Source organism: Streptomyces sp. NPDC107454, assembly GCF_055582885.1.
In genome coordinates this window covers 158,788-172,587 of sequence record NZ_JBVJPA010000005.1, presented here as the reverse complement: position 1 = coordinate 172,587, position 13,800 = coordinate 158,788, and the positions used below count along the sequence as shown (strand labels likewise).

Annotated in this window: 9 protein-coding genes; 2 read left to right on the top strand and 7 right to left on the bottom strand. The window is 69.5% G+C overall.

The window, feature by feature from the left end; all coding sequences use genetic code 11:
* Positions 1 to 29 precede the first annotated feature (29 nt).
* The 5 genes from ACZ69M_RS13710 to ACZ69M_RS13690 all read right to left on the bottom strand — a co-directional run bounded on the left by ACZ69M_RS13710 (position 30) and on the right by ACZ69M_RS13690 (position 8,765).
* Complete coding sequence (locus tag ACZ69M_RS13710) at positions 30 to 980, bottom strand: alpha/beta fold hydrolase (RefSeq protein ID WP_470049576.1); 951 nt, start codon at positions 978 to 980, stop codon at positions 30 to 32.
* Positions 977 to 1,453: a phage holin family protein gene (locus ACZ69M_RS13705; protein WP_095853381.1), complete on the bottom strand. Its 477-nt coding sequence runs from the start codon at positions 1,451 to 1,453 to the stop codon at positions 977 to 979. The genes ACZ69M_RS13710 and ACZ69M_RS13705 overlap by 4 nt, the downstream gene beginning before the upstream one ends.
* A gap of 117 nt (positions 1,454 to 1,570) precedes the next feature.
* Positions 1,571 to 2,971: a Na+/H+ antiporter NhaA gene (nhaA, locus tag ACZ69M_RS13700; RefSeq protein ID WP_470049574.1), complete on the bottom strand. Its 1,401-nt coding sequence runs from the start codon at positions 2,969 to 2,971 to the stop codon at positions 1,571 to 1,573.
* A gap of 900 nt (positions 2,972 to 3,871) precedes the next feature.
* Entirely contained in the window at positions 3,872 to 5,872 is a 2,001-nt protein-coding gene (gene acs, locus ACZ69M_RS13695) for an acetate--CoA ligase (RefSeq protein WP_470049572.1), read from the bottom strand.
* A gap of 469 nt (positions 5,873 to 6,341) precedes the next feature.
* A complete protein-coding gene (locus ACZ69M_RS13690; protein ID WP_470049570.1) occupies positions 6,342 to 8,765 on the bottom strand; it encodes a bifunctional SulP family inorganic anion transporter/carbonic anhydrase in 2,424 nt (807 codons plus the stop codon).
* 334 nt (positions 8,766 to 9,099) lie between these two features.
* On the opposite strand from ACZ69M_RS13690, the gene ACZ69M_RS13685 reads away from it, so the two are divergent.
* The gene (locus ACZ69M_RS13685; RefSeq protein WP_470049568.1) at positions 9,100 to 10,362 is read left to right on the top strand and encodes a polysaccharide deacetylase family protein; all 1,263 of its coding nucleotides are present in this window, start codon (positions 9,100 to 9,102) and stop codon (positions 10,360 to 10,362) included.
* Here the strand turns inward: ACZ69M_RS13685 and ACZ69M_RS13680 are convergent.
* Positions 10,352 to 11,332 (bottom strand): ATP-binding protein, encoded by a 981-nt coding sequence (locus ACZ69M_RS13680; RefSeq protein WP_470049566.1) that lies wholly within the window; start codon positions 11,330 to 11,332, stop codon positions 10,352 to 10,354. The genes ACZ69M_RS13685 and ACZ69M_RS13680 overlap by 11 nt on opposite strands.
* A 101-nt stretch (positions 11,333 to 11,433) precedes the next feature.
* On the opposite strand from ACZ69M_RS13680, the gene ACZ69M_RS13675 reads away from it, so the two are divergent.
* On the top strand, positions 11,434 to 12,258 hold the full coding sequence (locus ACZ69M_RS13675; RefSeq protein ID WP_470049564.1) for a Fic family protein: 825 nt from the start codon (positions 11,434 to 11,436) through the stop codon (positions 12,256 to 12,258).
* Positions 12,259 to 12,617: 359 nt separating this feature from the next.
* Here ACZ69M_RS13675 and ACZ69M_RS13670 read toward each other — a convergent pair whose 3' ends face one another.
* Positions 12,618 to 13,451 (bottom strand): HAD family hydrolase, encoded by an 834-nt coding sequence (locus tag ACZ69M_RS13670; RefSeq protein ID WP_470049562.1) that lies wholly within the window; start codon positions 13,449 to 13,451, stop codon positions 12,618 to 12,620.
* Positions 13,452 to 13,800: the final 349 nt, after the last annotated feature.

The window sequence follows — 13,800 nt, the reverse complement described above, 5'->3', positions numbered from 1 at the left end:
CGGGCCGCAATCGGACAGTCACCGACGGGTCACCGGTCAGGCTCGGGATCCTTCAGCCAGTTGACCAATTCGGTCGAAAACGCCGCCGGGTCCTCTTCGTGGGGGAAGTGCCCGAGACCGTCGAACAGCCGCCAACGGTACGGCGCTTCGACGTACTCCCCGGAACCCGCCGCACTCCGCGTCCGCATCACCGGATCGAGCGATCCGTGCAGATGCAGCGTCGGCACCCGGACCGGCCGCTTCATGCGCCGGTTGAACTGGATCCCGTCCGGTCGTGCCATCGAACGGACCATCCACCGATAGGGCTCGATCGAACAATGCGCCGTCGACGGGATGCACATGGCGCGGCGGTACGTCTCCACGGCCTCGTCGTCCGGCTGTCGCGGCCCCGACCAGTCCCGTACCAGACGACCCACCAGGGCGCCGTCGTCGGCGACGAGTTGGCGCTCCGGGATCCAGGGCCGCTGGAACCCCCAGATGTACGAACCCGCCGCCGACTGCTTGACGTCGGAGAGCATGGCCGAGCGCCAGCGCCGCGGGTGCGGCATGGACGACACGGCGAGCCGGCGGACGAGCTTGGGGCGCATCACGGCCGCCGTCCACGCCAGATAGCCGCCCAGGTCGTGTCCGACCAGCGCGGCGTCGGGCTCACCCAGGGACCGTACGACCCCGGTGATGTCGAGCGCGAGGTTGGCGGGGTCGTAACCGCGCGGCGTGCGGTCGCTGCCGCCGACGCCGCGCAGATCCATGGCCACGGCCCGGAAGCCCGCGTCCGCGAGCGCCACCATCTGCCGGCGCCAGGTCCACCAGAACTGCGGGAAGCCGTGCAGCAGCAGGACGAGCGGCCCGTCGCCCATCTCGGCGATGTGGAAGCGCGCGCCGTTGGCGGCGACGTCCCGGTGGGTCACTTCTCTCCCGCCGGGGATGTCGAGCCGCACGACTGAGGTGGGTTGCGCCGAAGGTGTGGCGGGGTCCGTCATGACGTCGAGCGTGCCACAACCTCGACCGCGTCACTCACAGGGGCGGTCCGGGGGTGGGGTTTGGCGTTCTGGAGCACACCCGCGGTCTCCTTGACCGAGGCGGCGACCTTCTGCGGGCCCTTGCCCTTTTTCGCCTTCTTCGCGAAGACCAGGCCGATCAGCGCGAGGGCGCCGGCGACCAGCACGTTCGCGGCGAACGACAGGACGAAACAGATCGCGAGATTCCAGTGGCTCCAGGTCCGGATGCCGTATGCCAGGGCGAAGTTCAGCATCGGGAGGGAGAAGATCAGCACCGCTCCGGCAGCGGAGAACGCGCCGCCGCTGACCGCGCCGCGCTTGACGTCCCGCTTGAGCTGCGCCTTCGCCAGTGCGATCTCGTCGTGCACCAGTGCGGACATCTCGGTCGTCGCCGAGGCGAACAACTGGCCGATGCTGCGTTCGGCGCCGACCGGGCTGCCGTCGGGTGCGCTCATCGCGGACTCCCTCTTCTGTATGTGCCTGCTCTGTACGGGCTGCTCTGTACGGTCCGGCTGCCAACGGTGCCGGCACGGTCCCGACCATCCGGCCCTGACCATCCCGTTCTGCTCAGATCATGCCGGACCGTCGTTCTCCTCGCTTGCCCCGCCCGCCACTTCGGCAAGCCTGCGGTGCTCGGCGGCCTTCCGTTCGTGGATCTCGGCCATCCGCAGGTGGTACGCCGGGTTGTTCTGCTCGTAGATGTCGGGGATGCCGTCGCTGTCCTCGTCGAGCTCCTCGGCCTCGTACAGCGCACGGTACTTGGCGTTGCGTACCTTCAGCAGCGCCGTGGCGAGTACGGCGGCTATGAGCGAGCCGATCAGTACGGCGGCCTTGACCTCGTCGGTGAGTACCGGGTCGTTCTTGAAGGCGAGTTCGTCGATGAGGAGGGAGACGGTGAAGCCGATTCCGGCGAGGGAGGCGACGGCGAAGACATCAGGCCAGACGAGGTCCTCGCTGAGCGAGGCCCTGGTGAACCGGGCGGCCAGCCAGGTCCCCCCGAAAATGCCCACGGCCTTCCCGACGACGAGCCCCAGCACGACACCGAGTGTCTCGGGCCGCGTGAACACGTCACCGATCGCCCCGCCGGAGACGGCGACCCCGGCACTGAAGAGCGCGAACAGCGGCACGGCGAGCCCGGCGGAAAGGGGCCGTACGAGATGCTCGATGTGCTCCCCGGGTGAGTGCTCCTCGCCCTCGTGCGGGTGACAGCGCAGCATCAGCCCCATCGCTACGCCGGAGATGGTGGCGTGGACGCCGCTGTTGTACATCAGCCCCCAGATGATGAGAGCGAGCGGCACATACACGTACCACCCGCGTACGCCCTTGCGCAGCAGTACCCAGAACACGCCGAGCCCGACGACGGCCCCGCCCAGCGCGCCGAAGTCGATGTGGTCGGTGAAGAAGATCGCGATGATGAGAATCGCGAACAGGTCGTCGACGACGGCGAGGGTGAGCAGGAAGGCGCGCAGGGCGGACGGCAGGGAGGTGCCGATCACGGCGAGTACGGCGAGGGCGAAGGCGATGTCGGTGGCGGTGGGTACGGCCCACCCGCGGAGGGATCCGCCCCCGATCGCATTGGTGAGGGTGTAGACCAGCGCGGGTACGGCCATTCCGCACACGGCCGCGACGACGGGCAGTATCGCGGCCTTCGGGTCGCGCAGATCCCCTGCCACCAGCTCGCGCTTGAGCTCGATACCGGCGACGAAGAAGAACACGGCCAGCAGTCCGTCCGCCGCCCAGTGCTGAACGGACAGGTTCAGCCCGAGCGCGGAGGGCCCGAGATGGAAGTGACTGACGCTCGCGTAACTGTCCCGCAGCGGCGTGTTGGCCCACACCAGCGCGGCAACCGCCGCGACGAGCAACAGCACCCCACCGACGGTCTCGGTCCGCAACGCATCCGCGACGAAGTTCCGCTCGGGCAGGGACAGGCGTCCGAGGAGCTTGCGGTTGTTGGCGCTGGGCGTCGTCGCCACGGCGGGACCTCCGGGTCGTTACGGCTGTTTACTGACGGCCGCCACACGGGATCGCTGACGACACCGCCGACCAGACTTCCCGGCACACCCTGAGGCCACTACTTTACCTTGCCATTACAGCGAGATATTTCGCGTTACGGACATATGGTGCGCAAGGGGGTGGGTGGTCGCGCGGATGTGCCGGGGCGCGCCCCGGCGCCAACGTGGGCTGGGCTGGACGTGACGGCGCACGGCCGCGCCGCACGGACCTGCGAGAGCCTGACCGGGACACGGCGTGGGGGCGAACCCATGGCCGGGTGGCGGCCGCGACGCGAGGCCACGCGGGGCGGGGCCTCACCGGGCACGGAGGCCGGAGCGGCGGTATCCGACTCGACGGAGACCTCACAAGCCTCCAGCCCCAGCACGCCTCAGGAGGAGACCTCCCACTACTTCGCCGCCGCGGGGAACACGGCCGAGGCCGGACACCAGACCTCAACGGGGCCACGCAAGCGCGGGGTGGTCAGGGGGTGCGGTCCCCGCCGGGGGTGCCGGGGCGGAGCCCCCGGGTGGGTTGCGGGCGCAGGGCGAGCTCCAGCGACGTCGGGGGGCACGGGGTCCCAGCGATGAGGTGCCGACGGGGGCCCGGCGCCGGGGGTACGGCGGAGTTGTGGGTGCTGCGGTGGATCCCCGGGCGGGTTGCGGGCGCGGGGCGGGCCCCGTGATGTCGGGGCACGGGGTCCCAGCGATGAGGCGCGGCGGCCTTGTGGGGACAAGGGAGGAGCCCCGCGTGGGGCGCGGGCGCGGGGCCCGGCGATGGCGGCACCGCGGCGTTGGGGGGTGCGGGGCGGAGCCCCGCGAGGTGGGGGTGTGGGGGCGCGTAGGGCCCCCACACCCCGAAGGGGCGGGTGGGTGGGGGAACCCTCAGTCCTCGCTCGCCGCCGCCGGCAGCTTCGCCTGGATGAGATCCATCACCGTGGAGTCCGTCAACGTCGTGACATCCCCCAGCTCCCGGTTCTCCGCCACGTCACGCAACAACCGCCGCATGATCTTCCCGGACCGGGTCTTGGGAAGCTCGGCCACCGGCAGCACCCGCTTCGGCTTGGCGATCGGACCGAGCGTGGTGCCCACGTGGTTGCGCAGCTCCGCCACCAGACCGGCGTCCTCGGCCGAAGCCGTCCCGCGCAGGATGACGAAGGCGACGATGGCCTGGCCGGTGGTCTCGTCCGCCGCGCCCACGACCGCCGCCTCGGCGACCGCCGGGTGGGAGACGAGCGCCGACTCGACCTCGGTCGTCGAGATGTTGTGCCCGGACACGAGCATCACGTCGTCGACCCGCCCGAGGAGCCAGATGTCCCCGTCGTCGTCCTTCTTCGCGCCGTCCCCGGCGAAGTACTTCCCCTCGAACCGCGACCAGTACGTGTCGAGGAACCGCTGATCGTCGCGCCAGATCGTGCGCAGCATCGACGGCCACGGCTCGGTGAGCACCAGGTACCCGCCACCCCCGTTGGGAACCTCCCGCGCCTCGTCGTCGACCACGGTCGCCGAGATCCCCGGCAACGGCCGCTGCGCCGATCCCGGCTTGGTCTCGGTGACCCCCGGCAGCGGCGAGATCATCATCGCGCCGGTCTCGGTCTGCCACCACGTGTCCACGATGGGCGTCCGGTCACCGCCGATGTGCTTGCGGTACCAGACCCATGCCTCGGGGTTGATCGGCTCACCCACGGACCCCAGCACCCGAAGGCTGCTGAGATCGAACTTCGCGGGGATGTCGTCCCCCCACTTCATGAACGTACGGATCGCGGTGGGCGCCGTGTAGAGAATCGTCACCCCGTACTTCTGCACGATCTCCCAGAACCGCCCCTGGTGCGGCGTGTCCGGCGTCCCCTCGTACATCACCTGTGTCGCACCGTTCGAAAGCGGCCCGTACGTGATGTACGAGTGCCCGGTGACCCAGCCGATGTCGGCCGTGCACCAGTACACGTCGGTCTCCGGCTTGAGGTCGAAGACGGCGTGGTGGGTGTACGAGGCCTGCGTGAGGTAGCCGCCCGAGGTGTGCAGGATGCCCTTCGGCTTCCCCGTGGTCCCGGAGGTGTAGAGGATGAACAGCGGCTGCTCGGCGTCGAAAGCCTCCGGCGTGTGCTCGGCGGACTGCCGCTCGACGATCTCGTGCCACCACACGTCGCGGCCCTCGGTCCAGTCGACCTCCTGGCCGGTACGGCGGACCACCAGCACCTTGTCGACCCCGTCGACCCGGTTCACCGCGTCGTCGACGGCCGGCTTGAGCGCGGACGGCTTGCCGCGCCGGTAACCGCCGTCGGAGGTGATGACCAGCTTGGCGTCCGCGTCCTGGATGCGCGTGGCGATCGCGTCCGCGGAGAATCCGCCGAAGACGACCGAATGCGCCGCGCCGATCCGTGCACACGCCAGCATCGCGACGACGGCCTCGGGGATCATCGGCAGATAGACGGCGACCCGGTCGCCCTTCCCGACGCCCAGCTCGATCAGTGCGTTGGCGGCCTTGCTCACCTCGTCCTTGAGCTCGGCGTAGGTGATCGCCCGGCTGTCACCGGGCTCGCCCTCGAAGTGGATGGCGACACGGTCTCCGTGCCCCGCCTCCACATGCCGGTCGACGCAGTTGTACGCGACGTTCAGCTTCCCGTCGGCGAACCACTTCGCGAACGGCGGGTTCGACCAGTCCAGCGTTTCGGTCGGCTCGGTGGCCCAGGTCAGCCGGCGGGCCTGCTCGGCCCAGAAGCCGAGCCTGTCAGCCTTGGCCTGCTCATACGCCTCCGCGGTGACATTGGCGTTCGCCGCCAGGTCGGCGGGCGGCGCGAACCTGCGCTCTTCCTTCAGCAGGTTGGCCAGGCTTTCGTTGCTCACGACATCTCCCTTTCCCAGGGTGTCCGTTGTGTCCCAGGCCACAGCTCATCAGACCGGGGGCCTCGATGACAAGGGCCGACCTCAAATTGGTTTAGACCTATCGAGGAACTGAGGTCCCTTCAGAACTACGCACCAGGCACGCATGGGGTACGCACTCCGAGCCACGTACGGACAGGCGCGCGGGTTCACCCGGCAACCATTCCCGCCGCCGCCCCCATGCGGATGCCATGACACGTGCGACCCCCGGGCGTGTCGCGCCCCCTCTACGTCCGCCCCTTCCACGTCCGCCCCTCGACGCCCGGCCCCTCCGCGCCTGGGTCCGCACACCTGGCCTGCACGCCCGGCCCCCGCACCCGACCCCGGCAAGAGGCCCCGGCGGGGCCCGCAAGGGTGCCCCGCGCCCATCCACCTGCCGCACCCATACACACCCGCCACACCCCTACACACGGCGTGGCGCGCACCCCCGCCGAGCGGGGCCGCGCACCACGCCTAGGTCACACGGGTGGCGAGGTCAGGCGGGGTGCCGCAGATCCTCCGTCGCCCCCACGTGATCGAACAGCTCGCCGTCGTCGCGTTCGACCAGCAGATACGCCTGCGCCTCCCCGACGTGGAAGTACATCCCGTGCAGCTCGAGCGCACCCTCCCGCAGGGCCCGTGCCACGGACTCGTGCGCCCGCAGATGCTCCAACTGCTGCACCACGTTGGTCAGACACAGCTGCTCCACCGCGTCGGCCGGCGCCCGCCCGGCGAGCCGGGCCCAGGGACGGTTCTTGGCGGCCATCCGCTCCAGACTGGGCACCCCGTGCCGCAGCCACCGCCTCAGCGGGGTCTGCGCGCCGCCGGGCTCCGCGTTCAACAGCGCCTGCATGGCCCCGCACCCGGAGTGCCCGCACACCGTGATGGATCGCACATGCAGCACGTCCACCGCGTACTCGATCGCCGCGGCCACCGAGTCGTCCCCGCTCTCCTCTCCGGGCTTCGGCACGAGGTTGCCGACGTTGCGTACGACGAACAGGTCGCCCGGTCCGCTGGAGGTGATCATCGACGTGACGAGCCGCGAGTCGGCACAGGTCAGGAACAGCTGCGACGGCCGCTGTCCTTCCCGCGCCAGTCGTGCCAGCTCACCCCGCACCAGGGGCGCGGTGTTGCGCTGGAACGCGCTGATTCCACGCGCCAGTTGATGCCCGCTCTGCCCGCTGCGGCCATCGCGCCCGGCGGCACCGGATGCGCCGTCCGCGTCGTCCGGCCCCTGCGACCCGTCTTCCGGGCCCGCCTCACCCGACCGGTCGTCGGCGGATGCGGGCTGCGGACCGGCGGAGGGTTCGCAGTGGTGGTTGCGCCATGGCGTCCAGGGGCGGCAGCGGCAGTGGGAGGGGCCCGCGGGCTCGGCGATCCGGGTGCCGGTCCGCCCGGTCAACTCGACCGTGCCGCCTCGCGCGACATGCGCGTTCTGCCAGTCCTGAAGGGACTCGTATGCCGCGTGGTCCATGAACGATCCGTCCAACTCCAGGACCACATGCGCCCCTTGAGGTACCAGGTGCAGGGCGCGGCTGAGCCGAGGCACCGCGAGAAACGTCAGCTGCCCTCTTACTCGTACGTGATGGACTCCTCCTCTCTCTTCATGCGTGATGCACGTGCGGGCGAGGCGGTGCAGGGCGACGGCGACGCCGACGGAGACCCCCAGCACCACGCCCTCGAGAACACCGAGGCACACGACGCCGAGCGTGGTGACGACGTACACCAGCACTTCGCGGTGGCGGGTGACCGTGCGGATGTGGTGCAGGGACACCATCTGGATGCCGACGGCCATCACCAGGGCGGCGAGCGATGCGAGGGGGATCAGCTCCAGGATCGGGACCATCAGCAGCGCGGCAACTACTACGAAAACGCCGTGCAGCATCGTGGAGTTCCGGCTCACGGCACCGGCTTGCACATTCGCCGAACTGCGCACGGCGACCCCGGCGACGGGCAGCCCGCCGAGCGCGCCGGAGACGACATTGGCGGCGCCCTGACCGAGCAACTCCCGGTTCAGGTCGGAGCGGCCCACCCGGGCTTGCTGCGCGGGCCGCCTCGCCACCAGCTTGTCCACGGCCACGGCGCCGAGCAGCGACTGCACACTGCACACCAGCGTGACGGTGAGGACGGCGGCGGCGATCCCGAGCACCGGCCCCTCGGGCAGACCGGCCAGCGCGTGACTGCTCCAGGACGGCAGGTCGACCTTGGGCAGGACCAGCCCGGTGAGTGAGGCGGTCAGGGTGGCCCCTGCGACGGCGACGAGCGCGGCCGGCACGGTGCGCAGGACCTGCCCGACCCGTCCGGGAATCCGTGGCCAGGCGAAGAGGAGCGTCAGTGTCAGCGCGCTCATCGAGACTGCCGCGGGGTGAACGTGCGCCAACTGGTTGGGTAGCGCGCGCAGGTTGTCGAGCACGGAGCTCTGCGGGGTGCCGCCCAGCACGATGTGCAACTGGGCGACCGCGATGGTCACACCGATGCCGGCGAGCATGCCGTGCACGATCGCGGGGCTGACGGCGAGCGCCGTGCGGGCCACGCGCAGGCATCCCAGGCCCAGCTGGGCGACTCCGGCGAGGACGGTGATGGCGCAGGTCGCACGCCATCCGTAGCGGTGGATGAGGTCGGCGGTGACGACCGTGAGCCCGGCGGCGGGCCCGCTCACCTGGAGCGGTGAGCCGCCGATCCGGGCCGCGACGATCCCGCCCACGGCGGCGGCGACGAGGCCCGACTGGAGCGGCGCGCCCGTGGCGAGCGCGATGCCGAGGGACAGGGGCAGGGCGATCAGGAAGACCGCGATCGAGGCCGACAGATCGGCGCCCGCGATACGGAATCGGCGGGGCGGGGTCGGCGGGGGGCTGTGGGGTTGGTGGGTGCGCCTGGGCCGAGTCGAGTCGGCGGCGCGGGTGGGGACGCAGGCAGACATTCCCGTCTCCTCCGGGGCAGCGCGGTCGCGGAACAGGTGGTCCCCGTCCAGGGAGGACGGGGGCGGATCGCGGCCGTGGGTCACGGCGTGCAGCGGCGGGACTTTCAACGCTCGGTAAATGGATCGTAATCCAGAGTAAAGCTCTCATGCGGACTTTAGTGGCAAATGGGGCAGTAAATCACTCGCGTGGGTGAAGCGGGCTTTTTATCGGCTTGTCGTATTTATTCGACCTCGGCCTCATGCGACCTTGGCGGCGCTGTCGGCTTTTAGCCGCACAACACCCTAGAACGCCCAAAGCGGCGTTGCTCTGACAGAAGGAAGAAGGTGGGCGGAGATGGCTGCCACCCAGAGGATCGCCGCGGGCGTAGCAGTCGCCGCGGCCTGCGCCACGGCGCTCGCCGGTTGCGCCACCGGCTCCAAGGAAGGCACGCACGGCGCGAACGAGGAGGCGGGGGCCCCGGCGCCCCAGAGTGCGGTCCGCCCGATCGGTGACGGCTCCACCGCGTACACCGGAGCGCAGCCGCATCTGCCCAAGCCCGAGCGGTTGAAGCCCGGTCAGAAGCCCCCGCAGTTCGTGGTCTTCTCCTGGGACGGCGCCGGCGAGGACAGCCAGAAGCTCTTTTCGCACTTCCGCAAGGTCGCCAAGGACAACGGGGCGACGATGACCTACTTCCTGAGCGGCGTGTACCTGCTGCCGGAGGACAAGCGCGAGCTGTACAAGCCGCCGGAGCACTCGCCGGGAAGCTCGGAGATCGGCTTCAACGACGAGAAGGGCATCAAGGACACCGTCGAGCAGCTACGCGGTGCGTGGCTGGAGGGCAACGAGATCGGCACGCACTTCAATGGCCACTTCTGTGGTGCGGACGGCGGTGTCGGCGAGTGGTCGGTCGCGGAGTGGAAGAGCGAGATCGCCCAGGCGAAGGCGTTCGTGAAGTCCTGGAAGACCAACGCGGCCATGAAGAACGCGGCTCCGCTGCCCTTCGACTACGACAAGGAGCTCATCGGCGCCCGCACGCCCTGCCTGGAGGGCCAGAAGAACTTCATGAAGGCGGCCCGGCAGCTGGGCTTCCGCTATGACACCAGCGGCGTCAACAACCAGGTCTGGCCCAAGAAGAAGAACGGCCTGTGGGATCTGTCGATGCAGTTGGTCCCCTTCCCCGGGCACACCTTCGAGCAGCTCACCATGGACTACAACTTCATGGTCAACCAGTCGGGCACACGGACCCAGGGCGACCCCGACAAGCAGGAGTACTGGGGCAACCAGATGCGTGACGGCCTGCTCAAGGGCTTCGACCGCGCCTATGACGGCAACCGCGCGCCGCTGATCATCGGCAACCACTTCGAGTCCTGGAACGGCGGCACCTACATGCGTGCCATCGACCAGGTCGTGGAGAACGTCTGCAACAAGCCCGACGTCCGCTGCGTCTCCTTCCGGCAACTCGCCGACTGGCTCGACGCCCAGGACCCGGCCACGCTGGACAGGCTGCGCGGCCTCAACGTCGGAGAGGTCCCGAAGCAGGGCTGGGCGTCCTTCCTGTCGGGCCGCCCCGCCCCGGCTCCGAAGGGCATCCCCGGGGCGCCGGCCCTCAAGCCGTAGCCACCAGCCCTTCTCCCAGCACGAAGCCGGGGTCGACCTGCGCCGCCAGGTCGGCCCCGGTCCTCTCGTTGCCCCAGCTGCCCGCGTTCTTCAGGTGGAAGTGCACCATCTGGCGCGTGTAGCGCTCCCAGTCCCGCAGCTCGTACGTGGCGTCGGCGGCGGTCTGCAAGGTGCGCAGGGAGCGGCGGTTGGCGTCCTCCAGGAGCTCGAACCGGGGTGGGCGGCCCTTCTCCACGGCCCGCACCCAGTCCGAGTGCCCGACGGTGACCAGGAGGTCGTCACCGACCTCGGCGCGGAGGAAGTCGATGTCGTCCTGGCCCTGCACCTTGTTGCCGACGACCTTCAGGATGACTCCGAAGTCGCGGGCGTACTCCTTGTACTGCCGATAGACGGAGACCCCCTTCCGGGTCGGCTCGGCGACCAGGAACGTGATGTCGAAGCGGGTGAACATGCCGGACGCGAAGGAGTCGGAGCCCGCCGTCATGTCGACGACGACGTACTCGCTCTGGCCGTCGACGAGATGGTTCAGGCAGAGCTCCACTGCACCGGTCTTGGAGTGGTAGCAAGCCACTCCCAGATCGGCCTCGCTGAACGGGCCGGTGACCATCAAACGGACGGCGCCGCCGTCGAGTTCCACCGGCCGCGCACAGGCGTCGTACACCGGATTGTTCTCGCGCACCCGCAGCAGTCGGGACCCCTCACCGGGCGGGGTCGTCTTGATCATCGTCTCGGCGGACGTGATGCGCGGATTGGAGCCGCGCAGGTAGTCCTTGATCAGCTTTAGCCGCGGGCCCATTGCGGGCAGCCCGGCGGCCACCGGCTCGTCGAGGCCGAGGGCGGTCCCCAGGTGTTGGTTGATGTCGGCGTCCACCGCGACGACCGGCGATCCCGAGGCCGCGAGGTGGCGGATGAAGAGGGAGGACAGGGTCGTCTTGCCGCTGCCGCCCTTCCCTACGAAAGCAATTTTCATGTTCACCAAGGGTAGTGGTGTGATTGCTTACAGTGCCCAGGTGACGTGAAGAAGACCACTCCTTCGTGGGGTGGGCCACCGGGGTGCGTAGGGTCGTACTCATGAGTACGACAGGCGCGACCGCCGATCCGCTCGCGGCCCTGGGCTCGCTGCCCGGCGTGGCCGCATCCGTCGAGTCCGTCCGCAAGGCGGTGGACCGGGTCTACGGACACCGGATCATGCGGCGCCGCAGCAACGAGATCACTTCCGAGGCCGCACTGCGTGGCGCCCGTGGTTCCGCGGCGCTGTCCGGCGCCGACTGGGCCCTCGAAGAGGTACGCCGCCGCACCGACTTCAGCGGTGACGACGAGGCCCAGACGGTCGGCGCGGCCCTGCGGCTGACCGCCGAGGCGGGCCAACTCCTGTCCATCTGGCGACAGTCGCCCCTCCGGGTGCTGGCCCGGCTGCACCTCGTCGCGGCTGCGGGCCATGAGGACACCGTCGGCAGGCCCCGCCAGGACGGCGAACCGGTCGACGAGCCGCTCATCGAGCTGCCCCTGCCGGACGCGGCCGAGGTGGCCGGCCGACTCGAAGGGCTCTCGCAGCTGATCATCGCGGGTGGTTCGGCGCCCGCCCTGGTGACGGCTGCCGTCGTGCACGGCGAACTGCTCGCCCTGCGCCCCTTCGGCACCCACAACGGCCTGGTGGCACGCGCGGCCGAGCGCATCGTCCTGGTCGGCAGCGGCCTCGACCCCAAATCGGTCTGCCCGGCGGAGGTCGGTCACGCCGAGCCGGGCCGCGCGGCTTATCTGGCGGCGCTGGAAGGGTATGTCTCCGGCACCCCGGAGGGCATGGCGACCTGGATCGCCCACTGCGGCAGGGCGATTGAACTGGGAGCCAGGGAGTCGACAGCCGTCTGCGAGGCGCTTCAGCGCGGCGCGGCGTAAGTCCCCGGACAGGGTTGCGGCGGTACGAGTTTTCGTACCGCCGCTGGCATGCTCACCGGGTTACCAAGCGTCCTCGATATGTTGCCCATCAGGTCGGGAACTCCTGCCCGTCACCTGGTGCGGCTGGCCCGTAATCGACGGGTCGACGTCGCGTGGGTGCTCGATGTCCATGCGCGGTCCGTGGGGCCTTGGTTGCGTTTGAAGGTGATCCTTTCGGATGTCCTTGGTCTCGCGGGCCGTTAAACCCTTTCTACTCCTGGTCCAGAGGAAGCGGAACCCCTGGCTGTACTTCTTTACTTTTAGGTTCAAATGGGAGTGAATCGGGACGTAGATATGCCGCATGCGTTCGCGTGACGCGCTCACATCACCGTCGCGCGCCGTTTGCTCGCGTACCAGACGAGTCCCGCCGTGGCCGCCGCCGCTCCTATCGCGGCCGCCGCGACGAGCGCCGGACGTGGCGGCACCGACAGCGCGGGCAGCCGCTGCTTGAGCCGGACCGGCCGGTGGAAGTCCAGAATCGGCCACGAGCGGGCAACCGCCTCGCGTCGCAGCGCACGGTCCGGATTCACCGCGTGGGGATGGCCGACGGCCTCCAGCATCGGAACGTCGGTCGCGGAGTCGCTGTAGGCGTAGCAGCGCGCGAGATCGTACCCCTCGGACGCGGCCAGCTCCTTGACCGCCTCGGCCTTCGTCGGCCCGTACGCGTAGTACTCCACTTCTCCGGTGAAGCAGCCGTCCTCGCCGACGACCATGCGCGTGGCCACCACCCGGTCCGCGCCGAGCAGCTCTCCGATCGGCTCGACCACCTCCGCCCCGGACGTGGAGACGATCACGACATCGCGCCCGGCGGTGTGGTGCTCCTCGATGAGGGAGGCGGCCTCGTCGTAAATGATCGGGTCGATCAGGTCGTGCAGCGTCTCGGCGACGATCTCCTTGACCTGCTGGACGTTCCAGCCCCGGCACAGCGCGGACAGGTATGCGCGCATCCGCTCCATCTGATCGTGGTCCGCGCCGCCCGCCATGAACACGAACTGGGCGTATGCGGTGCGCAACACGGCCCTTCGGTTGATCAGCCCGCCTTGGTAGAACGACTTGCTGAACGTGAGCGTGCTCGACTTCGCAATGACCGTCTTGTCCAGGTCAAAGAAGGCTGCCGTGCGAGGCAAGGAGTGGTTTTCCACGGGCTCGAGCATATGCGCCCACCATTCGGGCTAGTGTGGGGCGCGTGGGTTTGCCTGAGAAGGCTCTCGGGTACACCATGGAAGTCACGGATCGTTCGCGACCGTGCTAACCCGGTCCGACTCCTCCCCCCCCGAGTCGGCCGTGGGGACGACCCCCGCTCTCCCCCCCGGCGGGGGTCGTCGCATGTCCGGATGGGTTTTTGCCCTCTTTCGCGCGGCCCCGGGCCCCGGTTGTCACCGCTGTGGCCGCCCCTTCCGTGCACTCATGATTCGTCACTCTACGTATCCGTGAGGCTGCGCTGTGGAAGTCACAGGCGACTCACCGGTATGGGTGAAGGCGATATTCACAACCACTGAGTTG

Bases quoted from the DNA above. Each gene is read 5' to 3' on its own strand.
- ACZ69M_RS13690 (WP_470049570.1), bottom strand. From the start codon at position 8,765: ATGTCTGCCTGCGTCCCCACCCGCGCCGCCGACTCGACTCGGCCCAGG.
- ACZ69M_RS13670 (WP_470049562.1), bottom strand. From the start codon at position 13,451: ATGCTCGAGCCCGTGGAAAACCACTCCTTGCCTCGCACGGCAGCCTTC.
- ACZ69M_RS13685 (WP_470049568.1), top strand. From the start codon at position 9,100: ATGGCTGCCACCCAGAGGATCGCCGCGGGCGTAGCAGTCGCCGCGGCC.
- ACZ69M_RS13710 (WP_470049576.1), bottom strand. From the start codon at position 980: ATGACGGACCCCGCCACACCTTCGGCGCAACCCACCTCAGTCGTGCGG.
- ACZ69M_RS13680 (WP_470049566.1), bottom strand. From the start codon at position 11,332: ATGAAAATTGCTTTCGTAGGGAAGGGCGGCAGCGGCAAGACGACCCTG.
- ACZ69M_RS13675 (WP_470049564.1), top strand. From the start codon at position 11,434: ATGAGTACGACAGGCGCGACCGCCGATCCGCTCGCGGCCCTGGGCTCG.
- ACZ69M_RS13705 (WP_095853381.1), bottom strand. From the start codon at position 1,453: ATGAGCGCACCCGACGGCAGCCCGGTCGGCGCCGAACGCAGCATCGGC.